Annotated in this window: 26 protein-coding genes; 10 read left to right on the top strand and 16 right to left on the bottom strand. The window is 42.5% G+C overall.

Annotated features, from left to right (window positions below; genetic code table 11):
* Positions 1–56: 56 nt before the first annotated feature.
* The 5 genes from J2Z37_RS00845 to J2Z37_RS00825 all read right to left on the bottom strand — a co-directional run bounded on the left by J2Z37_RS00845 (position 57) and on the right by J2Z37_RS00825 (position 2,950).
* The gene (locus J2Z37_RS00845) at positions 57–671 is read right to left on the bottom strand and encodes a glycoside hydrolase family 73 protein (protein ID WP_209807977.1); all 615 of its coding nucleotides are present in this window, start codon (positions 669–671) and stop codon (positions 57–59) included.
* Positions 672–1,091: 420 nt separating this feature from the next.
* Positions 1,092–1,706, bottom strand: coding sequence for a GNAT family N-acetyltransferase (locus tag J2Z37_RS00840; protein WP_209807976.1), 615 nt, complete (start codon positions 1,704–1,706; stop codon positions 1,092–1,094).
* A 61-nt stretch (positions 1,707–1,767) separates the two neighbouring features.
* Complete coding sequence (locus J2Z37_RS00835; protein WP_209807975.1) at positions 1,768–2,043, bottom strand: hypothetical protein; 276 nt, start codon at positions 2,041–2,043, stop codon at positions 1,768–1,770.
* 56 nt (positions 2,044–2,099) lie between these two features.
* Positions 2,100–2,330, bottom strand: a complete 231-nt coding sequence (locus J2Z37_RS00830; protein ID WP_209807974.1) for a hypothetical protein — start codon at positions 2,328–2,330, stop codon at positions 2,100–2,102.
* A 53-nt stretch (positions 2,331–2,383) separates the two neighbouring features.
* Positions 2,384–2,950: a DUF4256 domain-containing protein gene (locus J2Z37_RS00825; protein WP_209807973.1), complete on the bottom strand. Its 567-nt coding sequence runs from the start codon at positions 2,948–2,950 to the stop codon at positions 2,384–2,386.
* Positions 2,951–3,449: 499 nt separating this feature from the next.
* Here J2Z37_RS00825 and J2Z37_RS00820 point away from each other — a divergent pair, with 499 nt between their 5' ends.
* Positions 3,450–3,647, top strand: a complete 198-nt coding sequence (locus J2Z37_RS00820; RefSeq protein WP_209807970.1) for a hypothetical protein — start codon at positions 3,450–3,452, stop codon at positions 3,645–3,647.
* 126 nt (positions 3,648–3,773) lie between these two features.
* Here J2Z37_RS00820 and rlmD read toward each other — a convergent pair whose 3' ends face one another.
* Positions 3,774–5,132 carry a 23S rRNA (uracil(1939)-C(5))-methyltransferase RlmD gene (gene rlmD, locus J2Z37_RS00815; RefSeq protein ID WP_209807968.1) on the bottom strand — a complete coding sequence of 453 codons (1,359 nt, stop codon included), beginning with the start codon at positions 5,130–5,132 and terminating at the stop codon, positions 3,774–3,776.
* 125 nt (positions 5,133–5,257) lie between these two features.
* Positions 5,258–6,175, bottom strand: a complete 918-nt coding sequence (locus J2Z37_RS00810; protein ID WP_209807966.1) for a proline dehydrogenase family protein — start codon at positions 6,173–6,175, stop codon at positions 5,258–5,260.
* Between the two features lie 158 nt (positions 6,176–6,333).
* Between J2Z37_RS00810 and J2Z37_RS00805 the strand changes: the two genes are divergently transcribed.
* Together J2Z37_RS00805 and J2Z37_RS25385 are read left to right on the top strand one after the other, a co-directional pair.
* A complete protein-coding gene (locus J2Z37_RS00805; RefSeq protein WP_209807964.1) occupies positions 6,334–6,723 on the top strand; it encodes a hypothetical protein in 390 nt (129 codons plus the stop codon).
* Positions 6,724–6,783: 60 nt separating this feature from the next.
* A complete protein-coding gene (locus J2Z37_RS25385) occupies positions 6,784–6,960 on the top strand; it encodes a DUF5325 family protein (RefSeq protein ID WP_342453758.1) in 177 nt (58 codons plus the stop codon).
* A 50-nt stretch (positions 6,961–7,010) separates the two neighbouring features.
* On the opposite strand, the gene J2Z37_RS00795 is transcribed toward J2Z37_RS25385, so the two are convergent.
* Together J2Z37_RS00795 and J2Z37_RS00790 are read right to left on the bottom strand one after the other, a co-directional pair.
* Positions 7,011–7,463, bottom strand: a complete 453-nt coding sequence (locus J2Z37_RS00795) for a cupredoxin domain-containing protein (protein WP_209807960.1) — start codon at positions 7,461–7,463, stop codon at positions 7,011–7,013.
* A gap of 58 nt (positions 7,464–7,521) precedes the next feature.
* Positions 7,522–8,466: a threonine ammonia-lyase gene (locus tag J2Z37_RS00790; RefSeq protein WP_209807958.1), complete on the bottom strand. Its 945-nt coding sequence runs from the start codon at positions 8,464–8,466 to the stop codon at positions 7,522–7,524.
* A gap of 193 nt (positions 8,467–8,659) precedes the next feature.
* On the opposite strand from J2Z37_RS00790, the gene J2Z37_RS00785 reads away from it, so the two are divergent.
* Entirely contained in the window at positions 8,660–8,836 is a 177-nt protein-coding gene (locus tag J2Z37_RS00785; RefSeq protein ID WP_209807956.1) for a hypothetical protein, read from the top strand.
* Between the two features lie 21 nt (positions 8,837–8,857).
* Here J2Z37_RS00785 and J2Z37_RS00780 read toward each other — a convergent pair whose 3' ends face one another.
* From J2Z37_RS00780 to J2Z37_RS00760, 5 genes are all read right to left on the bottom strand, one after another.
* Complete coding sequence (locus J2Z37_RS00780) at positions 8,858–9,376, bottom strand: hypothetical protein (RefSeq protein ID WP_209807954.1); 519 nt, start codon at positions 9,374–9,376, stop codon at positions 8,858–8,860.
* A 21-nt stretch (positions 9,377–9,397) separates the two neighbouring features.
* Positions 9,398–10,474 (bottom strand): glycoside hydrolase family 15 protein, encoded by a 1,077-nt coding sequence (locus J2Z37_RS00775; RefSeq protein WP_209807953.1) that lies wholly within the window; start codon positions 10,472–10,474, stop codon positions 9,398–9,400.
* Between the two features lie 288 nt (positions 10,475–10,762).
* Positions 10,763–12,103, bottom strand: coding sequence for a glucose-6-phosphate isomerase (locus J2Z37_RS00770; protein WP_209807952.1), 1,341 nt, complete (start codon positions 12,101–12,103; stop codon positions 10,763–10,765).
* A 113-nt stretch (positions 12,104–12,216) separates the two neighbouring features.
* A complete protein-coding gene (locus J2Z37_RS00765) occupies positions 12,217–13,743 on the bottom strand; it encodes a glycine betaine uptake BCCT transporter (RefSeq protein WP_209807951.1) in 1,527 nt (508 codons plus the stop codon).
* Between the two features lie 71 nt (positions 13,744–13,814).
* Positions 13,815–15,614, bottom strand: a complete 1,800-nt coding sequence (locus tag J2Z37_RS00760; RefSeq protein ID WP_209807950.1) for a helicase-related protein — start codon at positions 15,612–15,614, stop codon at positions 13,815–13,817.
* A gap of 124 nt (positions 15,615–15,738) precedes the next feature.
* On the opposite strand from J2Z37_RS00760, the gene J2Z37_RS00755 reads away from it, so the two are divergent.
* From J2Z37_RS00755 to J2Z37_RS00740, 4 genes are all read left to right on the top strand, one after another.
* The gene (locus J2Z37_RS00755) at positions 15,739–16,803 is read left to right on the top strand and encodes a zf-HC2 domain-containing protein (RefSeq protein ID WP_209807949.1); all 1,065 of its coding nucleotides are present in this window, start codon (positions 15,739–15,741) and stop codon (positions 16,801–16,803) included.
* Between the two features lie 112 nt (positions 16,804–16,915).
* The gene (locus J2Z37_RS00750) at positions 16,916–17,485 is read left to right on the top strand and encodes an RNA polymerase sigma factor (protein WP_209807948.1); all 570 of its coding nucleotides are present in this window, start codon (positions 16,916–16,918) and stop codon (positions 17,483–17,485) included.
* A complete protein-coding gene (locus J2Z37_RS00745; RefSeq protein ID WP_209807947.1) occupies positions 17,469–17,858 on the top strand; it encodes a zf-HC2 domain-containing protein in 390 nt (129 codons plus the stop codon). The genes J2Z37_RS00750 and J2Z37_RS00745 overlap by 17 nt, the downstream gene beginning before the upstream one ends.
* A 21-nt stretch (positions 17,859–17,879) precedes the next feature.
* Complete coding sequence (locus tag J2Z37_RS00740) at positions 17,880–19,052, top strand: cation:proton antiporter (protein WP_209807946.1); 1,173 nt, start codon at positions 17,880–17,882, stop codon at positions 19,050–19,052.
* A 28-nt stretch (positions 19,053–19,080) separates the two neighbouring features.
* On the opposite strand, the gene J2Z37_RS00735 is transcribed toward J2Z37_RS00740, so the two are convergent.
* On the bottom strand, positions 19,081–19,890 hold the full coding sequence (locus J2Z37_RS00735) for a glycosyltransferase family 2 protein (protein WP_209807944.1): 810 nt from the start codon (positions 19,888–19,890) through the stop codon (positions 19,081–19,083).
* Position 19,891: 1 nt separating this feature from the next.
* Positions 19,892–20,974, bottom strand: a complete 1,083-nt coding sequence (locus tag J2Z37_RS00730; protein WP_209807942.1) for a glycosyltransferase — start codon at positions 20,972–20,974, stop codon at positions 19,892–19,894.
* Between the two features lie 221 nt (positions 20,975–21,195).
* Between J2Z37_RS00730 and J2Z37_RS00725 the strand changes: the two genes are divergently transcribed.
* Both J2Z37_RS00725 and J2Z37_RS00720 read left to right on the top strand, forming a co-directional pair.
* Positions 21,196–21,981 (top strand): glycosyltransferase, encoded by a 786-nt coding sequence (locus J2Z37_RS00725; RefSeq protein WP_209807939.1) that lies wholly within the window; start codon positions 21,196–21,198, stop codon positions 21,979–21,981.
* The gene (locus J2Z37_RS00720) at positions 21,959–23,080 is read left to right on the top strand and encodes a glycosyltransferase (RefSeq protein ID WP_209807938.1); all 1,122 of its coding nucleotides are present in this window, start codon (positions 21,959–21,961) and stop codon (positions 23,078–23,080) included. The genes J2Z37_RS00725 and J2Z37_RS00720 overlap by 23 nt, the downstream gene beginning before the upstream one ends.
* The last annotated feature ends 305 nt before the right edge of the window (positions 23,081–23,385 follow it).

Below are 23,385 nucleotides of genomic sequence, written 5' to 3'. Positions count from 1 at the left end.
AACAAGCTGTTTTCCTAGATTAAAGGATAACAGCTTATTTTAATTGTTTATAAAAACTATTGCGGTTCTTGGCCTGACGCCTTACGCAACTCGTTGGCAAGTCGATTAAATTCTTTTCGTGCTTCAGGATACTGTTCAGTGACCTTCCAACCAGCTTTTAAAAAGTCTATAATCTTGTTCGCATCCTCAACTTTTAACATATATTCTTCACTCCACTTGTCGTATTCTTTCAGGTTGAAGTTACTCATCAAATTTATGATCTTTTGGTGGTATGCCGGATCCGTTGCATAACCACTTTTATATAGTGCTACTGCTTGATCTTCCGGAGTAGTGGCTTCCCTCACTTGCTTAAATCGAGTGGTATCAAACAGAAGGTCTTGATCACGAAAACAATCCTCTATCGTATCATATACTCGGAATGCTGCTGCTATATCCGTACGTTTGTCATCGTACATCTCCCATGTATCCTTCATTATATATCTACCATGCCAATAAGGGGTCGTCTGACCGTTCCCGACCTTTCTGCCGACTAGATTATTGGATTCAGGTATTTTCCAACCTGTTTCAAGCGCTGCCTGTGCAATTCGCACACTAGGGAAAATGGGGGAACCTTCTTTTCGCAGCAAAACAGCAATAGGAGCAATGACGTCCATAAATTGTTGTGGGTTCATTTTCATTTATCTCCTTCAAATTTTCTCCTTTATTTACTATACTCGTCTGGCTGCCCATCTGTTTTAGGTTGTCTGCGGAAAAATTTAGGTACTAGCATATGAAATGAACCCATTTTTTATTTGAGAAGCTACAGGTAAATGTTAGCCTTCATCGATGTGGTCGAAATTTATTTCGAAGCCGAGGAGATATTCCCGGAAAATGTGTATGGGGGAGTTTGCTGAAGCGGTTGATTTGCTATTTTATAAACTCTCATAATGCTGTTTAAAATGCCATAGAGGCATGTCTAATGTGAGGAAATTAAGCTACTATTCAAATTGCTGAAGGGACAACTATTCATATTTTTCTTCCCTTGGAATAAATCCCTCTTGTTGATGGGTTAACCAAATGGGGCTGTATCTCATTTGGTACGGCCAACAGGATTATTTAAAATATTCATCTTTAACTTTTGGCAGGATGTTCTGTAGTATTTGATTCCTGTTTAATACGTCGGAATGTATAATTTCAAAAACCTCAGCTAGTGATTCTTGAATTAGCTTCTTGGGTATCACGTGAACATTAGGTTTAAAATAGAGGTACATGGGAAATCCGCCATGATTTGTCGGGAATTCGTATGGGATGTGCAGGCGTTTAGCTCCAAGTCTTTCGTAAAAATTGATTCTTCTTATTTGATTTTCCTTGTCGGGTCCTTCTGTAGGAAGTTCAACCTCAACAAATAAACCGAGTCCATCCTGATTATACTGAACCATTTTATTAAACAAAGTTGTCCCGTAGCCAGCATTTCGGAACCCTTCCATGATCGCCATATAATCAAGCCAAATCGCTTTTACATGTTGCAATACATAGATAAAAGCATATCCAATTGTCTCGTTCGTTTTTCTATCTTTTGCCAACAGCAATTTATAACCCTTTTGGGTCAATAAAAACTCAAGCTGTGCATAACCTTTTAATTCATCCACAGCAAAGTCTTGTGTAAATTGTTGATATACATCCTTTAATTCGTTGATGCTGCCTTCAATTATATTGACATTATCCACAACTTATTCACAAACTCCCCACAGTTTAATTTGCATTTATCCACAATCCTCAATCCTCTTATTATAACCCTTTCTTTATAAATGAAAGAATTAAAAAGTTAATCCAAGTGATAATGGGAATAGCAAATAGCAAGACATAAAGACCTGAATGCCCAAAACCAAATATCTTGGCTTCATCATTCAGACTATATAATACCCATGTTGCTCCTATTAAAATCAACGTATTTAAAATAATCGCTGATAACAAGCTTATCCATTTATTGTGTTTCTTTTTTAATATCCGAACAGATACAACCGTTGAAAACAGTAAGGAAGATGAAATGATAACAAAATTCAACACTTTACCATCCTATCTCGTTAATTTATATACTCTTGAACCATATAACTCCCTGTTTAATTTTCTTTCCCAAAACCTATAACCGAAAATATTAAACCTATAAACACAATGAGGTATTCAAATCCCCCTAAGTCAGAATTCCCATCGACCGCAATAATTCCACCGACTAGAATTAAACTTAATCCCAGCAACATGAATTTTGTACCTGATATATTGCTTTTTCTTGCAATAAGAAAAGCTAAAAAAAAGACTAGTATGAGAACTAGTAGCGCTAACATAATCGACATTGTGCTCCCCCCTTTTCTTTTCTTCTTGTCCGTTCAGCGTTTCACTTCAAAATCTAGACCCTTAGCGAGCCACGAAAACCCCTGGCAGCATAATAAGATTCTGCTCCATTGTGGTATACAAAGACAGTGTCGTAACGACGATCACAAAAGATGGCCCCACCGAGTTTTCTAATATTAGCAGGGGTTTGCACCCAGCTCGATGTTTTCCTATCGAAATCTCCAAGCTTCTGCAACTCCCGGTATTGATCCTCCGTTAAAAGTTCAATGCCCATGGCAGTTGCCATATCCATAGCGTTATTTTCAGGTTTGTGGTTTTTCCTTGAATCTAGCGCTTCACGGTCGTAACAAACACTTCTGCGACCTTTAGGGCTTTCCGCTGAACAATCGTAAAAAATGTATGTATCCGTCTTTTCATCATGGCCAACAACATCCGGTTCACCGCCAGTTTGCTCCATTTCATTGAGCGACCACAGTTTTTCAGTATTAACTTCAAGCTTAGCTTGTATTTTTGCCCATTCAAGACCTTCATGGCGGTCCATGTTATTCTCAAAACGGGCTTTCAGGGTTCTAATTAGTTCTTCGATCTGTTCTGGTGACAACTCCTTATTTTGGTTTGTCATTTTAGTTCCCCTTTCTTGTTTTTACTCATAATAATTTAAAACTTCATCTTTTCCTTTTTATCTTTTCAATTTGATAAAATAAGAGTGTAATTATGAATGAACATTGAATAGAGATAACCAAACCAATTAACACAATAAGACCATTATCCCCAGAAAGATGAAGAATAAGGCTTAAAGCAAAAAAGACAATGACTGACGCTACATTAACGAGCAAAAATATTGAAACCCATTTTCCCATGGATTCATTCACCCCTTAATCAAACGGCTCTTTTAAATAACCTTCAACAATGCCCTTCTGTATTCCTTTCAAATATAGAAATTTAGATAAAGTGCATATGAAATTCAGGTATTTAACCCTTCGCTAGAAGAAATTCGAACTTACTTCAAAAACCCAATGGAGTAATGGAATACTGGTTTCGTATAATTATTTGGAACTGATATAATAGCAAAATGAATGGATATAATATTAAACATTATGGACATGGAAAAGGAGAGCGTTATGTCTGATAATAAAGAAAATGGAACAACGGAAAGAAGAAAGATTAGCTTGCAAGAGGCGATTAAGCAAAAAATGGAAAATAAGAAACTCCAAAGTGCATCAGGAAATCCAATGACAAACATGTCAAATACCACACACAAAATGAAGAGTCAACAAACAAAGAAACCAAACAACCAGAGGAAGCGTACAGGAGTTTAATAGTGGTTTCAAATCGATCCCGCTTTTCTTCCATACATAAATAAAAAAGCTGTTATCCCATAGATGTAGGATATCAGCCTTTTTCTTTTTGATTATTCTGCTAGTTATAGAATTCACAACTAATGTTTAGCTCCCTTTCCCGACCAACAGCGTACAACACTCCACATGGCTCGTCTGTGGAAACATGTCCACAGGCTGCACCCACTTCACGTCAAAGGCTTTGCGCAAAGTTCGGCAGTCCTTGGCCAGGGTTGAGGGGTTGCAGGATACGTAGACAATGCGTTTCGGTTTGATTTCAATTAGGGTTTGCAGGAGTTTGTCGACACAGCCGGTTCGTGGTGGGTCCACGACAACAACATCTGGCCTAAAGCCGCTTTTCACCCATTTTGGCAAGAGTTCTTCTGCTTTTCCTGTGAAAAAATGGGCATTCGCGATTCCGCTTCGGTCGGCGTTTTCGTTGGCATTCTTAACGGCATCGGGAATGACTTCAATCCCTCGAACCTCCTTGGCATCTGGGGCCAGCCATAGTCCAATGGTCCCTACTCCGCAGTAGGCATCCACCACTGTTTCTTTTCCCGTGAGTAAAGCGGCTTCCCGAACGAAGTTATACAGTTTGATCGTTTGTTCTGGGTTCAGTTGGAAAAAGGCCCTAGGTGACAGGGAAAATTCCACTTCCCCCAACTTCTCATCAATGGCTTCCTTGCCCCATAATGTCTTGGTCTTCTCTCCGAAAATCAACGAGGTTTTCTTGTTGTTGATGTTTTGCATGATACTCTGTACATAGGGCAACCGGGAACGCATCTCCAAGACAAGCTCTTTAACCCGAGGGATCTCATCGACCGCTGTGACCAGGGTAATTTGCGCTCCTTCTGTTTCAAAGCCAACCCTGGCGACCACCGTGCGGACAACTCCCGTGCGTTTTCTTTCATTATATATGGGAATGTTTAGCTGTTGTAAAACATCCCTGGTTGTCTTCACCATTTCATTTGTTTTGGGATGCTGAATCGGGCAGCCCGAGATATCAATCAGCTGATGGGTGCCTGCGGCGTAAAGGCCTGTTACTACTTTTCCATTTGCCATTCCGACTTGGAGTTGGGCTTTATTTCGATAGCTCCACGGATGCTCCATACCAACCGTTTCCCGGATTTCCGGAAGCTTGTCCGAGCCAAAGTATTTTTGAAAGGATTCGATCACGATTTCCTTTTTACCGCGCAGCTGGGCCGGATAGCTCAAGTGCTGAACCTGGCACCCTCCACATTGATCATAAACCGGGCAGCCCGGTTTCACCCGATCGGTTGATTTCTCCTTGACCCGGACCAGCTCGGCTGTTGCGTAGTTTTTTTCAACTTTTTTAACCTCGGCGACAACCACTTCCCCGGGAAGGGCCCCGTTGATGAAGACGACCTTCTTTTTGTAGTAGCCAACCCCTTCCCCGTTGATGCCAAGTCTCTTTATCGTTACAAGAATCACCTGTCCTACTTCCATTAACAACTCTCATCTCTTTCACATGGTTATTTTCACTCCATTGTATCATGTTCAACGGTGCACACAAAAAGCAAACGGGTGAAAACTTCATGTGAATGGGCGAATAATCTATCTCAGCGTCCCTCTTATTTCCGGAAAAAACTTTTCAATACAAAGGCTACATTTGCCGGGCGTTCTGCCAATCGGCGCATGAAATAGCCGTACCAATCGTTTCCAAAGGGGACATAGACTCTCACGCGATAACCTTGTTTTGCCAACTCGAATTGAGTGGCTGCCCGAATCCCATACAGCATTTGAAATTCAAATTGCTCTAAAGAATATCCTTTTTCCTTTTGCAGTGCTTTGGTATATTCAATGATAGCGTCATCATGTGTCGCAACCGCTGTGTAGGACCCGCTAGCTAGGTGAAGGGAGATTAGCTTTTTAAAGTTTTCATCGACATCTGCCTTATTTGGAAAAGCCACTGTACCGGATTCCTTATATGCCCCTTTCACCAGCCGCAGTCCAACCCGCTCTTTGCCAAGCCTTCGCACATCTTCCTGACTTTTATACAAATACGCCTGGATCACCGTTCCAACATTTAAATAGTCACGCCGAAGCTCACGCAAAATATCCAAGGTCACCTGATTATGGGCGTAATCTTCCATATCAATTCGGACAAAAAGTTTCCGATCCTTTGCCGCCTGCAGAATTCTTCGCATATGTTTCAAACATAAATTTTTATCTATATCCAAGCCAAGCTGGGTTAACTTGAGCGATAAGTTACAATCTACCTTTGACACATGAATCGCCTCTAAGGTTCGGATGCAATAATCGGCAGCCTCACCCGCTTCTTGTTCACTAAAAACAAATTCCCCCAAGTGGTCTAACGTACAGCACACGCCTTTTTGATTGAGTTCACGCACCTTCTGTATTGCTTCCTCAATTGTTTCTCCGGCAACCACCCGATTTGCGCCAAAACGCAGGCCCCATTTTTTGGCCCACTTGTTCAGCTTTTGATTTTTGGATAAGGCCAGGAAAACCTTTTTCATCCATTCTTCCATTTTCCTTCCCCCATTGAGAAATTCCTACTAAATATTGTACGTAGAACACGATGAATTGTGTGTGATTAACTGGACTTCCTAATGTTACTACAATATTTCGCGAACGTTTTCTGTTACAATGTTATCAAGTAAATGATAGAAGAACGGAGGAACTGAAGATGTCCATGGCCGCTGACATCGCTTCATTAGAATTAATCGCGGCTGTTCATCAAATGCCGATCATGGACCAAAAAGCATTCGATCATCTTGTACATAGACTCCAACAGCATGTATCTCATTTCGAGTGGGTCGGACTATATTTACTGGAAAGGTCCGGGGATCCCCATTACTTTTTAAAGGCTGCAGCAGGTGACCAGGTTCCCGAATCCATGGCTCGAAAAGCAATATTGCAAGTCGAGATCCCAAGTTCTGCTGAAGATGTGCTTGGCAAGTTGACGGTAACCAGTAATACCGCTGTTGCTTTTGATGAATCGGATTACACCTCACTAGCCGCTTTAGTCGCAGAGATTGGCAAAAAAATTGAACAGAGCAATGAGAATCATCAGTGATAACCTATTGCTGGTGATTCTTCTTTTCCCGAATGTTATAATGCAAAAGAGGTGAAGGAAGTGACTAGTTGGCAGAAAGTATCTCTTGTACTCGCCATCCTTACTGCTTTATTTCTATGCGGAATAGGAATCGCGATTGCCGAAGCAAGTATGTTGGGAATTATCCTTTGTATTATTGGAACAATCCTTGTCCCTGGAATTGGTTTTTCACTAAAGAAGCGTTTTAAGGAAAAGTAGGTTTAAAAAAGGCTGTCCGAATTCTACCCGGAACAGCCTTTTGTATTTTTTTAGTCAACGACGATGTATCCAACCATCGGTCCATTGGATTCTACCCCTGAATGGGTCTGGCAAATAATGGGGAAAGTTCCTTCTTGATCAGCAATAAAAGTAACTTTTGTTTCCCTTCCTTTTCTCACTTCTCCCTTGACCCCTAGTCCTTTGATTTCAAAAGGGTGCATGTTCCCCTGAACACCTAGAATATTTAGGGTTACCTTATCCCCTTTCTCCACCACGATCATCCCGGGGTTCCAGCGATAGACCTCAAGGACCCGTCCATCCTCCATATTCGCCTTGTACTCCGTCGTAATAATGGAGAATTCCTTCTCCGCTTTCACCTTACTGGCTACCGGTTCGCTGTTCCAGAAAAAATCATAAATATAGGTGCCACTTCCAATAACAAAGGCAGCCACCAGTAGCATAAAAAGTAAACTTCTTCTTCTTAAAATAAAAATCCGCCCCATGAACACCCCTCCTCTTTACTATCACGGTATGTCCATCGACGGAATTATATGACAAGCTTTATTCAATTAATAAAGATGGAATCACTGCAGTATCTACATTTCCTCCGGAAACAAGCGCTACGATCCTTTTCCCTCTAGCACCACTCTCCATGGCTGCGGCAATAGAAATGGCTCCAGAAGGCTCAATCACCTGCTTCATCCTTGTAAACACAAGGGTAAATGCCCTCTTTATCGCCTCTTCTTCCACTAGTACAATCTCATCGACATATTTTTGAACAATCGGAAACGTCAATTCCCCTGGGATGGAAGTTCGCAGCCCATCAGCAATCGTTGTCGTTACGCCAATATTTATGCGTTTTCCATTGTGATAAGAAAGATAGGTGTCATTCGCAAGAGTTGGTTCTACTCCAATCACCCGAATTCGCGGGTTCGACTCCTTGATTGCTGTTGCTATACCGGAGATTAGTCCTCCCCCACCTATCGGCACATACACCTCATCAATCTGATCGAGTTGTTCCAAGATTTCAAGTCCTGCCGTTCCTTGCCCTGCTATCACCAACGGATCATCATAAGGCGGAATAAATACAGCTTGTTCGTCTTCACAAATTTGCTTTGCCCGCTCAATTCTCTCTCCTGAGGTAAACCCACAAAACTCCACCCCACCGTGATAGGCCTTAATAGCCTCTTGCTTACAAGTTGCAGCATTTTCCGGCACCACAATGGTAGATTTCAAACCTAGCTGATTGGCAATATAGGCCACTGCCTGTCCATGATTTCCGGATGAGGCTGCAACGACATACCTGGCATTATGTTCCGCTTCAAAAATAACCTTATTGGAAGCACCACGCAACTTAAATGATCCCGTCTTTTGCAAGTGCTCACATTTTAAAAATAATTGATTTCCAATCTTCTCATCTATCGTGTTTGAACACATCAACGGTGTTCGCTTGATGATCTTGGCAATCCTCTCTCTTGCCTGATGAATATGCTCTAAACCCATCATCCCGCATTCCCCTTTTCGATATCCTGACTAAAGTGTAACAGCATATCAATCAACTGACAACGAAATGATTGAATAGATCAGGAATTCAGATAGGTTGATTTGAATCATTTACCAAGTAGATTTTAGAAGGAATCTTTCTTTTGATGTTGAAAACATAAATATACATAAAGTAGCGGAAAAAAGGGGTATGCCTATGAATCTTGACGACATTATTTACATAAACAGTATTCCAAAACTTGAAAGTGAATTAAAAGCTGTCCAAAAAAACCTTTTTGCGTCTCAAACGGATCAGGATATCATCTCTTTGATTCTAAAAGAGATGTTAATTCGGGTACGCATTAAGCAAATTGAACAAATCATCCACAACTAGTATGGGGGCTTGGGCCCCCATTCACATTTGATTTAACTGTTGTAAGGAAAAAAAGGTGTGATCAATCAAATCAGGCATATCTTCAATTTGCGTTTCATTGATCGTCCGGCCGAAATTCAGGGTTATCCGGTTGGTATATAGAGTTGGTGTGACTCCATATTGAAAAGAGATTTCCTGCGAAATCTCCGGCCGTCCTTCCCATATTTTCCCCAATATTTGCTGGATCTTCAGGCATTCCCTTTCTACATCCATCATCTTTCGGGTGAAATGAATGGTTAGCAGACAGCCGGCAGCTGTGCTATCTTCATCAATAATCTCTGCAGCTAAGTCCTGCATCGTAGCACTTAAGCAAATCTCGGCTGTCCCTTCAGATGCCAGGGATTCTGCCTCACGAAATTGGATGGAATAGAAGCGAGACATGGTAGAAAGGTCAATTCGATCCACTCGATTGCTCACATGGATCATCCCTGCTAGGTCTAGATCATAAACAGCACCTTCCAGCACTACTTTTAAATTTTCATATACCGTTGGATCAAACATCAGGCCATTTCCTTTCTGTGCTTACTGCTCTTCCTTTTTCTTTGCCTTTTCGAGTCGTTCTAATAATATGATATGCATAGCATGTGACCAAAGTAAAGGACAAGCTGGACTTCCCCACTTTTTGATCCATTCTGCGTAATGATCCGGTGCTAATAAATGATACGTGACTTGCTCCGGCAAGTACCCTTCATCCGTGAATTGAGCCTCCACCCATTTCAGTAATTCTTTGGCCTTTTGGAGTTGCCTTGTTTCCGCGTAATGACATCCTAGCCAGGCAGTTAAAAGAATCCATTGTCCACCGCCATAATACACATCTTTCGGATAACGGTGAACCCCGCCCACGGTTAGAAGCTGACTTTCAATGTTCGTCACTGTTTGTTGGAAAATGGGGTCTTGTGGATCAAACATCTGAAAAGGAAAATGAAGCCATAGCAGGCTGGCATCTGGTTGATCGATTTGATTGCTTTTGCATATGGCATTGTTTTTTACACAATGCTCAAGAACGTAATTTTTCATCCGACGTAATTCTTTTTCTATACGTTGTTTTCGTTGATCGTCAAACCAATATTTGATGGCCTGTAACCCACCATAAACAGCGGCAATCGTTGATGGATGAACCATTTCCCCATTTTCTTCCCAACAGTCAAAGTTAGGAAGGGACCACGTGTTCAACAGGTAATCAGTGATCAGATTTGCTGTTGGGAAAAGCTCATTTTTCATCGTTTCATTCTGCCATTTTGAAATATGCTGATTCAGTCCCCATAGCCATGTTCCATATCCATCAAGCTGATACGTTCCCCATTCTCCCTCAACCTCGTAACCGTCTACTGTATATCTTGCATGAAGAAGGTGATCGCGGGAAGGGATTTGAATGGCCTGTTCGGCTTTTGTCCGATACTGCTCAATGGTTCGGGCAGCCCAACGATAGAATCTTTCTGCCGAGTGTTGCTCACCCGCAAGATCCATACTGTAAGCGGTAAAAGTCCCATCCCGTAGCCATCCATATTTATAATGATCAAAAGTTGGAGAGGCGATGAACGCACCAGAAACATCTTGGTGACTTAGAATCACCTTCTTACTCTGCTCAAATCGATTCATTTCGGCCCTCACTTTTATCGTTTTCTTTTTATTCTATGAGGAGATTAGCTGGACCGGGACTTCCCCGGAGATTTTTGCATCTACAAAAAGGTGAGGCGGACTCAGCGGACCTTATTCACCTTAAATTCATGCGGATCTGACCCAAAAGGGGGAAATAGCGACTCCTGGGTCCGGGTGGACCTCAAATTTGGGGGGATTTTTACAAATAAGGGATCTGAGGTCCGCTTAGGCCAAAGCGGACAGACCTCTACCTGTATTCGCAAAAAAGCTGACCCCAAAATAAGGAAGTCAGCCTTTTAACCGTTTTTCAAGCTCTGCTTTTTCTTCCTCAAACCCAGGTTTGCCAAGCAAAGCAAACATATTCTTTTTATAAGCTTCCACTCCGGGCTGATTAAACGGATTCACGCCTAGGAGATAGCCGCTGATTCCACACGCTTTCTCAAAAAAGTAGACCATTTGTCCATACGTGTATTCCGTAATCTGATCAAGATAGACGACCATGTTAGGCACTTCGCCATCCACATGCGCAAGCATGGTCCCTTCAAAAGCCTTCTTGTTTACAAAATCCAGCGTTTTTCCGGCTAAGAAATTCAGTCCATCAATATTTTCCGGATCCTCCTGAATGGTCAGATCAACCTGCGGCTTTTCAATCCATAAGACCGTTTCAATCAAATTTCTCCGCCCGTCCTGCACATATTGCCCCATGGAATGAAGATCGGTAGAGAAATCGAGGGACGCAGGCAGAAGCCCTCGGTGGTCTTTCCCTTCACTTTCACCAAACAATTGTTTCCACCATTCCGCGACGTAATGCATGGAAGGTTCATAGTTCACCAAGATCTCCGTGGTTTTTCCTTTACGATATAGAATATTTCGTACAGCAGCATACTGGTAACACTCATTTGCATGGACATCCGGCTGGTTGTAGGTTTGGCAAGCGTCAGCTGCGCCTCTCATGATCTCATCAATATTCGCGCCACTCACTGCGATTGGCAATAACCCAACAGCGGTTAAAACCGAGTACCTTCCCCCAACATCATCGGGGATCACAAAGGTCTCGTATCCTTCCCGATCAGCTAGCTTTTTTAAGGCCCCTTGTTCCCTGTCGGTGGTAGCATAAATTCGCTTCTTCGCGCCTTCCTTGCCATATTTCTTTTCCAACAGCTCACGGAAAAATCGGAAGGCTAAAGCAGGCTCCGTTGTTGTTCCAGACTTGGAAATCACATTGACAGAGAGATCTTTCCCTTCAAGCAGTTCTAATAGCCGTGACAGATAGGGGGCACTGACGCTGTTGCCGGCAAAATAGATTTCCGGAACCTTTCTGCCCCCCTGATTATAGTAGGCAGGAGAAAGCATCTCAATCGCCGCTCTTGCCCCCAAATAGGATCCCCCAATCCCGATCACGACAAGGGCCTGGGAATCGCTTTGGATTCGCTTCGCAGCTTCTTTCACCCGTGCAAATTCCTCTCGATCATAATGTAAGGGTAAGTCCACCCAGCCCAAATAATCCTTTCCGGCCCCTGTTTTTTTATGTAATTTATCGTGAGCAAGTAAAATATCTGCTTTCAGGTTATCGATTTCCTCTTTCCCCAGAAATGGCAAGGCATTTGTATAATCAAACCGAACAGTCATCGAACTCCTCCTTGACTAACTGGTAATATTTACCTAAACATTATAATTCACCTTGGCGCACAAAGTAAACCTTCTTCAAAAGAGGTCCATCATGCCAGCCCTTTTGAACAAACCTATTCCTCGCTTTCAAGAAGTAATTGGTCTATCTTCCTCCTCCTTTTTCTCTCTTTTCTTCGCTCTAGTCGCGCTTCCTCCCGCAGCGATTTAAGAATCGAAACACACATCAAGGCCATAATGATCGCGAAGGGCATGGCTGTAATAATTGATGCGGTCTGCAAAGCCTGCAAGCCGCCACTAAGCAATAGAACAATCGCAATGGAGGATTGTAATACCCCCCAAGTAAGCTTCACCTTATTCGTTGGATTTAGATCACCTTCAGAGGAAAGCATCCCAAGAACAAAAGTCGCTGAATCCGCCGAGGTAATGAAAAAAGTAATAATGAGTAATGTTGCAAGTGCCGCAACAATAACGCCCAAAGGCAGATTTTCTAAGGTAATAAATAAAGCGGAAGTAACATCCTGTTCAACGACAGCGGCGATATTTCTTCCTTCAAACATTTCTTGATGAAGGGCTAAACCGCCAAAAACGGAGAACCATAAAAAACTAAATAGACTCGGCACCAGCAATACACCGATGATAAACTCCTTGATTGTACGTCCTTTGGAAACACGGGCAATGAACATTCCGACAAAAGGAGCCCAGGCGATCCACCATGCCCAATAAAAGAGGGTCCAGCTGCCAATCCAAGGGTTCTGTGTGAAAGGTGTCAGACGTAAGCTCATGGAGATTAAATTTTGCAAATAACCGCCAAGCGTTAAAGTAAATGAATCAATGATAAAAGAAGTCGGACCTAGAAGCAAAGCAAAGAGGAGTAATCCCAAGGCAATAAGTAAATTGGTATTGCTGAGGATCTTAATCCCCTTGTCAAGCCCGGTTGTGGCCGATAACATATAAAGCACAGTGACCACTAAAATAATCATGATTTGTATGAAAATCGAACTGGATATCCCAAATAAATGGTTTAAACCACCATTAATTTGCAAGGTTCCAAGCCCTAAGGAAGTTGCCACCCCAAAAACGGTTGCAATAATCGCCAGGACATCTATCGTTTTACCGACCGGTCCATGCACTCTCTCGCCTAGCAAGGGATAGAACGTGTGGCTAATTAATCCTTTTAAGCCTTTTCGATATTGAAAATACGCCAAGGCCAGAGCAATAATCGCATAAACTCCCCAAGGATGCAGTCCCCAGTGGAAAAAAGCGTATCTTAAGGCCATACTTGCCGCTTCAGGTGTTTGACCTTCCCCTATCGGTGGTGTCAGATAATGAAAAATGGGTTCGGATACTCCCCAGAAGACGAGGCCAATTCCCATCCCCGCACTGAAAAGCATCGCAAACCACGACACATTAGAATACTCCGGTTCATCATCATCCGTACCTAACACGATCTTGCCATACTTGCTGAACGCCAGGTAAATCGCAAAAATTAAAAAACCAAAGGTGGCCATTAAATATAACCAGCCAAAACTTGAAGTCGTAAACTCCAGTGCTGCATTTGCAGCATCACTGAAACTTTCCGGCATCAAGGCTCCCCAGATGACAAAAAGTAGAACGATTGCTACGGAGATCCAAAAGACCATATGTACACCCCTTTCATCCTACTGCTTATTTTTTACAGAGGTGGATGGAATATACAAGGTCTTCGGAATGACTATTTCACCTTTACTGTACTGCGCTGGATTTGCAGCAGCTGATGAATGTCCTCGGCTGTTTTTTCCCTCTCCCTTCTTACCCAATTCACATCGTAGGAAAGCCCGAAAGTTCGCGAGAAAGAATAATACAATCCTATCGCCCGGTAATAGACTTCCAATCCTGATAAATCCTGTCTCCTGCGTTTCGGTTTGGGCAACCGGTCTTTATTTAACTTCCAGCAGTCCAAATACAAAAACCACTGACTTAACAATTCCTTTTCTGTATAGTCAAAGGGAATCGTTACCGCCTTGTACATCACATCAATGGGCAGGATGGCTTCGTATTTCCTTGCAATCTGAAGAAGCTCAAGCAGCTCAGATATGTCTGCTTTTTTAAAATAGGGTACAGGAATTTCATAGCGCACCCAGGCCATTAACCTCTCCTGTAAGGATCCGAAAGGAAGACATAAAATCGTTTCCTCCTGGGGGGCAATATATGCTGTTTGTAAGGGGGTATCGTTCATGTGCAGTTTCTTTTCCATTCTTTTTTTTGCTTTCAGTGAGTTTACGTATCCCTCTTCATAAATCCCTTTGCGCCCCGCTCGTCCAGAAATTTGCTTGACCTCTTGCGGCGTTAATTCGCGAATTCCATTTCCATCGAATTTCTCAGCTTCCAAAAATACCACCCGTTGAATGGGAAGATTCATTCCCATCCCAATGGCATCTGTGGAAACCACGACATCCGTTTCTTTTTGCAAGAAAAGACGAACCTGTTTCCTCCTCGTTTCCGGGGGAAGATTGCCATAGATCACACTTGCTTTTCGGTTTTGTTGACCAAGATCCGCTGCTACCTGAAGGGCCTTCTTCCTGGAAAATACGATCAAAGCATCCCCTGCTCTCACATCATTAGGATAATGAAACGGCTCGTCCTGAAAAAGCAATGGGGTTTGCCGCTCATGATACTCGACAATTAATGGGTCTCCGCAATCGGTGATTAGCTTTTTAAGCAAGGGCAGAGCGTTTAAAGAACAGCAAACATGCACTTCCACTGCGAGAATGCCCAGAATCGCTCGCGTCCAAGCAGACCCTCGTTGCGGATCGCCAATCATTTGCGCCTCGTCAATCACCGCGACATCATACGACTGGTCAAAGGAGGCCTTTTCAATCGTACAGGAAATATGATGGGCCCCAAGTGAACGCAGTTCTTCTTCACCTGTTACGAGATGGCAAGGCACTCCATCCTCGTTTAATCGTTCATAAATTTCTAAGGCGAGCAAGCGCAACGGGGAAAGGTAAATGCCTTTCCGGCTTTTTTTCAGGGCTTCAATGGCCTGATGCGTTTTTCCAGAATTCGTCGGTCCCACATGAAGATAGAAGGTCCGAGTCATCTTTCTTGCCAACGGGTATTCCATTTGCGGATGTGGCGGAATCACATCGGTTAACAATTTTTGAAAAAGCCGGTCAATTTTCCCGCTCTTTTCGATTGTTTTCAACAGTCCATGCACATGGTAATACCATTCTTGATCTTCCAGGATTTCTTCTAGGGTATATGAGGTGTGGTATTCCTCATTGATCGAGCGCAATATGATGGCAGAGGTTTGCAGCATTTTTTCCTTTAATTGCTCCTTTACCTCTTTTGCCTTCTGATATAATTCATGCTCCTTCGCTTCTTGCTTTTGTATTTGATACATCCAGGTAGAAATACTCTGAATGGCCACCCGCAGCGCACCTTCTCTTTTCATCGCCTGCTGGACAGACAGAATGGTCCCCCGTTCCTTCCATATAAATTGTTCTTCAAGTTGTTCAAGCCTTTTTTTCATATGGGTTAATGACATCATTTTCTTTTTCCCTCGGTTTCACATTTCTTTTGAAAATCCAGAAGCTTCGTCTTTTTCTTCATCTTAGGCTTATGGTAAGATAATGCTATTGGAGTGTGACTATATAATGGATCAAAAACACCAGCTAATTAAGGATCTTCTTCCTTTATATATAGATGATATGGTGAGCGTTGAAACAAAACAATTGATTAAAAAGCATTTACAAACTTGTAAAGAATGCAAAGAACAAATAACAAGTTTAAAAGAGGGGGCCATGCTAGATTACCCGCCTCTTGAATCGCCTCTGTCCAATGATACTACTTTTACTATGCCAAATGAAAATCCAACCTTTATAGTCCGCTTGAAAAGACTCGGACTCCTTCTCATTGCTGCTGTTATTGTCGTGATGGGCATTTTTTCAATTAGTAGCTGGATTTTGGGTCAGGAAGCCGCCGAGGAAGAGCAATTAGAGAAGGATCAAGAATTAATTCAACTTGATAACGATCTCATTTCCCTTTCCCCACCGAAAGAGGCCATTTTTCAAAAATCAGGCGTACAGTTCAAGTTTTTGAAGAAGAGCTTTGGCGAAGAAGAAAGTACACTTACGTATAAATACTTTTGGAATAATCCCAATATCGACTACGTTCAGGAAGACATTTATTGGCCGAACCACCTCATTGCAATGGATCTAACCAATAATGAAGTCATCAAACGACAGGAAAACTCCAGCTCTGTGGGCCATTCGGAAAACGTCGAAACCTGGGTTTTGGATGGTGTTCGAAAAGATACAGAGATAATCGGGGTAGAGTTGCCCAATTTAGCTGTCTTTTTTAAGCCAAAAGAACTACAGGTTCCTCTGCAGGATCAAGGGGAAACCTTGATTAATAAAGAAGTTGAGATCAATGGAATTCGCTTTTTCATAGAAAAAGCGGAATTGACGAGTGACCGAATTAAAATTCATTACCAGCAGCTCGATTCGATCACCGATGTGGGTCTATATGAACTCAGTTTCAATATCATCGACCAAAATGCCAAACACTGGAGTAAGGAACCAAACATCGACTTTCAAACAGACGAACACCGGATAACCGATATCCCTTTTTATCAGGATATGAAAAAGCCCTTTGCCCTTCATTTAGAACATGCTGTCCTGATTGTTCCTGGATTGCATTATAAGTTTTCCATTAAATAAACCTGATGAAACCTTTAGGAAAAAATTCCTAAAGGTTTTTTTGTTTTTTAGTGTAACCTTTTTCTTCTTTTTGTTACTACATAAGCGAAGGGGGAGAAGGGGGGACGTTCTCTTGGGGATTCTAGATTCTTTTTGGAAGGGAAACCATCAGCGCCAATCATTATATGAGGATCTTACCGATTTTTATCGAAATCACCACTCAATTGTATACGCTTACTTCTTTAAGGTGACCGGCTCGGTTACAGATAGTGAAGAGTTCACACAGGAAACATTTTTCCAGGCAGTGAAATCCATTCACCGCTTTCAAGGAAAATGTTCCCTAAAAACGTGGCTTTTGCAAATCGCCAGAAATGTATACCGAAACAAAGCCCGCACCTGGGCTCGGGATAAAAGCGTATTTGCATCGGCAGACATTGAGCTTTGTGGAGATGAAACCCTTAATCCCCAACGCATTTCCCAACAAAAACAAGCTAGAAGCGAGATTCAAACCATCCTCGGGCAAATGCCAGACGACTATCGGGATGTTCTTATTCTAAAAGAGATGGAAGGTTTGTCCCACGCCGAGATTGCACAAATCTTAGGCAAAACCCCACAAACAACTAAAGTCCTGTTGCATCGGGCGAAACAAAAATTTAAGGATTTATACCAAAATGAGGTGATATACCATGAAGAAACAATGTGAAATTGTTCAAGATTTGCTTCCTTTATACGTTGATGGAGCATTGAAAGCGCATACAGAAGAGTATGTAAACGAACATTTGGGCAAGTGCGAAGTATGTCAACTAGTTAAACAAGAGCTTTTGCAAAATGATAACTGGCAGTCCACACTCAATCATCGTGAACCCTTCCCTTCCGAAACCGGTGAAAAAGAGTTTGTCGGGCGGATTCGCAGTTGGAAAAAACGAACATCGATTGTTGGGATTGTATTGATTTTACTCGTTTCCGTCATCTCTTGGATGATTGGAAAGAACTTTCAAGAACCGCAACCCGTGATTAGCCCACAGTCTGACGTCGAACAAAAAACGAGTCTATCTGTTCCACATTTAAAGATATAACCTAGGGGGAGTGAGAAATCAGTGTTAATTTTACAATTAGCGATTATCTTAATTGCAGCAAAGTTGGCGGGAGATTTAAGTGTACGTTTAGGGCAGCCATCTGTCCTTGGACAATTGGTTGTCGGGATTGTCATTGGTCCAGCGATGCTCGGGCTTGTGGAGAATTCAGAGATCATAAAAGAACTGAGTAATATCGGAGTCATTCTTCTCATGTTTATTGCTGGGTTGGAAACGGATTTGGGTGAATTTAAAAAGAGTGCCAAAGCATCCACGTACGTTGGGTTCGGCGGAATCATTCTCCCCTTAGTCGGCGGTTATTATTCTGGAGTTCTGCTCGGTTTAGGCATGTTTGAATCGATGTTCTTTGGATTGGTGTTAACTGCGACAAGTGTGAGTATTTCCGTTCAAGCCCTGCGCGAAATGAACCAGCTAAAATCGAAAGAAGGCATGGCCATCCTCGGTGCAGCGGTGCTCGACGACATCGTCGTCATTGTCTTGCTGGCTGTCCTTATGAGCTTTATGGGCGGTGAAATCAGTGTAGGAATGGTCATCTTGCAAAAGGTTGCGTTCTTTGCTATTGCGATCGTGGCCGCTTGGAAGGTAATCCCTTGGGTAATGGAAAAGCTGTCCAATATGAAGGTTCCTCAAGCAGGTGTGGGAGCAGCCGTCATCATATGCTTCTTTTTCGCTTATTTCGCAGAATCAACAGGCGTAGCCGCGATTATTGGTGCTTACCTTGCAGGAATTGGTATTGGTGCAACTTCATACGGCCACATGGCGATGGAAAAAGTGGAAGTCGTTGCTTACTCGATTTTTGTCCCGATCTTCTTCGTGGCAATCGGCTTTAATACCCAGGTCGCTGGGGTAGGAGAACATCTCGGATTATTAATTGGCCTTAGTGTTCTAGCCATTCTTACAAAACTGATTGGTGCAGGACTTGGAGCAAAATTAGCTGGTTATGAATGGAAGAGCTCGATTCGTGTAGGAGCAGGAATGGTTTCTCGTGGTGAAGTGGCCCTCATCTTAGCCGCCATGGGCCTGGAAAGAGGATTGATCGCCCCTGACATGTTTACGATTTTAATAATTGTCGTTCTTGTTACTACGCTTGTCACACCACCGATGTTGAAAATTCTATTTAAGGAAAGCAGTCCACAGTTAAAGCAAGATGAGTCAAGCATTCGATCCGTGAATTAACCTAAAAAAAGGGGCACTTGCCCCTTTTTTAACGTCTTTTTTTGCGTTTTTTCAATCTTCCTACTTTCAAGCGTCCGTTCACCCGCTTGAAAACCGGCTTATATTTATTCCCCCAGCGTTTAAGCGCGCTTTTGTACAAATGTCTTGTTACTTTTGCATATTTTTTATTGTTTGCCGTACGGGAATTGTTCTTGGAATGGCGCAGGCGGTTGTATAAAGGTTTATTAATCCACTTGAATTTATAGCGTCCTGCTAGCTTCAGTAGGATCTGTCGATCTTCAGCAAAACGTCCCTTGTATGGTACTTTTGTAGACCATCCTCCTACACTGACCAGTGCGCTCTTTCGATAGAACCGCGGATAGATCATCGGATGATAAGTGATAAAATCATATTTCCCTTTAAACTGCTTCTTTTTCTTCGTCTTCTGGTAGCGAGGCTTCCCTTTTTTCATTTTCCAAACCTTTTCATTTCCATATACCATAGCTACTCTTCCACTAGATTTCCTCATGGCTTTCAAGCATTCTCTAATGGTGTTCTTCTCATACCAGTCATCCGCGTCAAGCTGGGCAAAATATTTTGTATCTACCATTGATAAGGCTTTTCTCAAAGCATAGGAAACCCCGTGATTCTTCTTGAAACGAACGTATCGTATCTTTGAACTCTTTTTCTGAAAACGCCGAACAACCTTCCTTGTTTTATCCTTCGAGCCGTCATCAATGATCAATAGCTTCCATCTTTTCGATTTTTGCTTCAAAATACTTTTTATTGCTCTTGGCAAAAATCTCGCCCTGTTATACGTCGGGATCACAACTGTCACAAGAGCACGTTTATTCTTCATTCTATTTCCCTCTCTTTTTTAGGACAGATTTATAGAGAGCTTCTAAAATCCGAACCTGTTTTTTGGAATTAAAGAACCGCTCTACCTTCCTACGTCCTTTTTTCCCCATTTTAATTCGTAGCTGGGGATGTGTGATGAGGTGATTGAGTTTCTTACTCAGTTGTTTCACAGATCGTTCAGGTACCAGGAATCCTTCTTTTCCATTCGTAACCAGTTCGGGAATGCCCCCATGCCTTGTACTGACAACTGGCAATCCGGTTGCCATCGCTTCCTTGATGGCGTTCGGAATCCCTTCCTGGTTTCCATTCTTTGCAGTCACGCTTGGTAAACAGAAGATATCTGCTTTTCTTAATTCCTTCGCTACCTTCTTATGGGGCAAGTTTCCTTTAAACTGAACATGTTTTTTCAGTTTCCACTTTTTAACCATGCGTTTTAATCGCAAGCGTTCCGATCCACTTCCAATTATTACGAGCTTTGCACTTGGATGCTTCTTATGAACCTTGCGGAAGGCTTTGATTAGATACTCCATTCCCTTCTTCCTATGAAGCCGGCCAACAGTGATGATCCGTACTCGTTTTTTCCTTAAACTTCTTCTGCTGAGCTTAAATTTCTTCATGTCAATGCCGCTGTACATGATTTTGATTTTTCGCGCAGGACATCCCCACTTGATTAAGCGTCTTTTTGCATGGCGAGATGGTACCGTAAATTTTTCACCTACCCGGAATAAGCGTCGGAGCTTGCGTTGGTAGCTCTTGCGATTACTGCGCGGATGAGGAAGATCGAACCCATGAAACGAGGTAATCATCGGGAGCTTTGCAATTTTCTTAGCCTTCATCACTTTGACACCCATCGTCCCAAACCGGGCATGGATCAACCGGATCTTCATCTTCTTCCATAATCTCGCGGTTTTTTTCGGACTCTTAGGTAATCTGCGGATCGGTTTATAGGGGAACCGTCGCAGGTTCATCCTTTTCCTGCAAAAGACAATTGGTTTAAACTTGCGGATATTTTTTAATTCTTCGTAAATGAAGGTTTCTGAAGGAGGGAGATATTTGGAGCGAAGAAAAGCAACTTTTTTTTTCAACTGTCATTCCTTCTTTCCGAAAGATTATAGCTATTTATACTACTCCTATATAGGTTATGGACGAATGAATACTTTTGTATAGGCATCTAACCATTCCACAACGGATAAGGGCCAAAACCTATTTTTTCGTACAGTATAAGCAGCAAGCTAGTCCACGTGCATAAGTTAAGGTAAGTATGCTTCTTCATAGAATCCACGATCAAGGAAGGGAGGGATTTGAAGTGCAAGAAACAAAAGGGGTACAAAGACAGAAGAAAAAGAAAAGGCAGCCCTTTTTCAGCGTGGTCATCCCTACCCACAACCGTAGAAAAAGAGTATCCCGGGCCATTAGAAGTGTCCTAAGACAATCCTGTAAGGACTTTGAGATTATCGTTGTCGATGATGGTTCAAAGGATGGAACAAAGAGAAAAATACGCAGAAATTTTGGCTCCAAGGTTCGCTATTTCTATCAAACCAAGTCAGGGCCCTCTGCAGCGCGTAACAAAGGGATTCAGCACGCTAGGGGAAATTATATCGCTTTTCTCGATTCCGATGACGTATTTTTACGCCACAAGCTCAAGCATAATAAACGCTATCTCCGCAAACATCCCAACTGTAAATTTCTCTATAGCTGGTATTACGATATTCCGGTCGGTCACAAGAGAAAAAGAAAGTTGAAAAAACCCCGTTCCTATAAAAGCCTAAACCGTTTCCGCCACAGTTTATACCGCAGGAAGTTCACCATCCGTACTTCCACGGTTGTCGTTCACCACCGTTGTTTTCAAAGGGTGGGACGATTTAATAGAAAATATCGATATTCTCAGGATTGGGATATGTGGCTGCGTCTAGCCAAATTTTACTTGGGCCATTGTCAGCGCAAACCGTTAGTAAAATATAACCGCTATAAGAAAAAAAGAAGTCCTCGCAAAATCCGAAAGTATCATCGTCGAATTAAAAACAATATCCGTTCCGTTTATAGGTGGAAGAAGAAAAAAATTAGGAGGCTTGATCGCAAGTACGGTAGATAAAACTATAAAGGATGGGATCGGAATGAATCCAAGCCGCCCGCGTATTCTCCACTATAAGTGGTCATTAGACGATGGGCATGTAACTCCACAAATCTTCCGGGTCGACCCTTACAAGGGTATTCTTCTGACCCGTGAACCGAAGAAAAAGTGGAAAAATGCCCCCTATAACAACCAGCTTTGTTCATTTGAACAACTGGTATCTGAACCGCAGAAAGTCATAAAAAAATACAACATTAAAGCTGTTCATGTCCATCATGCCACCTTGGCAAATAAGCTTCTGTTTCTGAAAAAAAAGCATCGCTTGCCACTCATAGTAGGTTTTCGCGGTAAGGATGCCACCTCCTATCCGAGGAAAAAGAAACATTTAAAAATACTCAAAAAGGTGTTCAAAACGGCGGATCTTTTTTTACCGGTGTGTCACCACCTAAAAAACAAGATCATCAAACTGGGCTGTCCCAAGAATAAAATTAAGGTGATGTATGGCGGTGTGGATTTATCACGCTTTCAATACACCCCCCGGATTTTTCCTAAAGAAGGCCCCGTTCATTTTCTCGCTGTTGGCCGGTTTGTCGAAAAAAAAGGGTTTGGTGATTTGATTGATGCCTTTGCCAAGGTCCATGCCAAGTATAGCAATACGATGCTCACACTAATTGGTCAAGGGGAATACGAGAAAAAATATCGCAAAAAGATTAAAAAGCATGGACTCGAAAGACAGGTTAAGCTTTTATCCTGGGTTGATTATCAGAAGATTCAACAAGTCTATCAAAGCGCACACATCTTTTGTGCACCCAGTTGCACGGACAAGGAAGGCAATGAAGAAGGGATCCCCAATACGCTAAAGGAAGCCATGGCTACCGGGATGCCCTGTATCGCAACCCGGCATGCCGGAATCCCCGAGATCATGAAGAATGGAGTCACCGGACTTCTAGTTCGGGAACGGAAGAAGAAAGAATTGGCGGCCGCTATGGAACGAATGATCGTTAGTCCACAGAAATGGCAAGAATGGGGATTCAACGCCCGCAAAAGGATAGAAGCCAAATTTAATCAAAAGAAGCAACTGCAAAAACAGAAGGAATTCTACGACCGGTTGCTGCGGTAATGCAGTGAAGGATGTGGTTGGTGGGTGTTTTTTACACGCCTTTAGGCACTATTCCATTGGGTCAGGACAACAAGTGGCTGTTAGTGGACTCTCAAAATTGGTCTTTCTTTGGCGAATAAGGGATCCACGGTCCGGCAATAGAAGCAAGCGGACACTGGTTCCCTATTGAATCAAAACTCCACTTTTCCTGAGGGATCGCGGACACCGGTTCCGTTTTTCACGTAAAAAGCAGAGGATTTTATCCCTGAATGGTGAACGGAATCTCTGTCCGCTTGACGCCCAAACTTGCCTTCTTTTCGATGAAT

Origin of the sequence: Ammoniphilus resinae, from assembly GCF_017873965.1 — a bacterium.
Lineage (GTDB): Bacteria > Bacillota > Bacilli > Aneurinibacillales > RAOX-1 > Ammoniphilus_A > Ammoniphilus_A resinae.
Note: the sequence above shows the minus strand (reverse complement) of the source record. Positions and strands in the feature narration are given on the sequence as shown.

What these genes read in the sequence shown, in the direction of transcription:
- J2Z37_RS00845 (WP_209807977.1), bottom strand. Translation starts at nt 671, where the DNA reads ATGAACCCACAACAATTTATGGACGTCATTGCTCCTATTGCTGTTTTG.
- J2Z37_RS00830 (WP_209807974.1), bottom strand. Translation starts at nt 2,330, where the DNA reads ATGTCGATTATGTTAGCGCTACTAGTTCTCATACTAGTCTTTTTTTTA.
- J2Z37_RS00825 (WP_209807973.1), bottom strand. Translation starts at nt 2,950, where the DNA reads ATGACAAACCAAAATAAGGAGTTGTCACCAGAACAGATCGAAGAACTA.
- J2Z37_RS00820 (WP_209807970.1), top strand. Translation starts at nt 3,450, where the DNA reads ATGTCTGATAATAAAGAAAATGGAACAACGGAAAGAAGAAAGATTAGC.
- rlmD (WP_209807968.1), bottom strand. Translation starts at nt 5,132, where the DNA reads ATGGAAGTAGGACAGGTGATTCTTGTAACGATAAAGAGACTTGGCATC.
- J2Z37_RS00810 (WP_209807966.1), bottom strand. Translation starts at nt 6,175, where the DNA reads ATGGAAGAATGGATGAAAAAGGTTTTCCTGGCCTTATCCAAAAATCAA.
- J2Z37_RS00805 (WP_209807964.1), top strand. Translation starts at nt 6,334, where the DNA reads ATGTCCATGGCCGCTGACATCGCTTCATTAGAATTAATCGCGGCTGTT.
- J2Z37_RS00795 (WP_209807960.1), bottom strand. Translation starts at nt 7,463, where the DNA reads ATGGGGCGGATTTTTATTTTAAGAAGAAGAAGTTTACTTTTTATGCTA.
- J2Z37_RS00790 (WP_209807958.1), bottom strand. Translation starts at nt 8,466, where the DNA reads ATGATGGGTTTAGAGCATATTCATCAGGCAAGAGAGAGGATTGCCAAG.
- J2Z37_RS00785 (WP_209807956.1), top strand. Translation starts at nt 8,660, where the DNA reads ATGAATCTTGACGACATTATTTACATAAACAGTATTCCAAAACTTGAA.
- J2Z37_RS00780 (WP_209807954.1), bottom strand. Translation starts at nt 9,376, where the DNA reads ATGTTTGATCCAACGGTATATGAAAATTTAAAAGTAGTGCTGGAAGGT.
- J2Z37_RS00775 (WP_209807953.1), bottom strand. Translation starts at nt 10,474, where the DNA reads ATGAATCGATTTGAGCAGAGTAAGAAGGTGATTCTAAGTCACCAAGAT.
- J2Z37_RS00770 (WP_209807952.1), bottom strand. Translation starts at nt 12,103, where the DNA reads ATGACTGTTCGGTTTGATTATACAAATGCCTTGCCATTTCTGGGGAAA.
- J2Z37_RS00765 (WP_209807951.1), bottom strand. Translation starts at nt 13,743, where the DNA reads ATGGTCTTTTGGATCTCCGTAGCAATCGTTCTACTTTTTGTCATCTGG.
- J2Z37_RS00760 (WP_209807950.1), bottom strand. Translation starts at nt 15,614, where the DNA reads ATGAAAAAAAGGCTTGAACAACTTGAAGAACAATTTATATGGAAGGAA.
- J2Z37_RS00755 (WP_209807949.1), top strand. Translation starts at nt 15,739, where the DNA reads ATGGATCAAAAACACCAGCTAATTAAGGATCTTCTTCCTTTATATATA.
- J2Z37_RS00745 (WP_209807947.1), top strand. Translation starts at nt 17,469, where the DNA reads ATGAAGAAACAATGTGAAATTGTTCAAGATTTGCTTCCTTTATACGTT.
- J2Z37_RS00735 (WP_209807944.1), bottom strand. Translation starts at nt 19,890, where the DNA reads ATGAAGAATAAACGTGCTCTTGTGACAGTTGTGATCCCGACGTATAAC.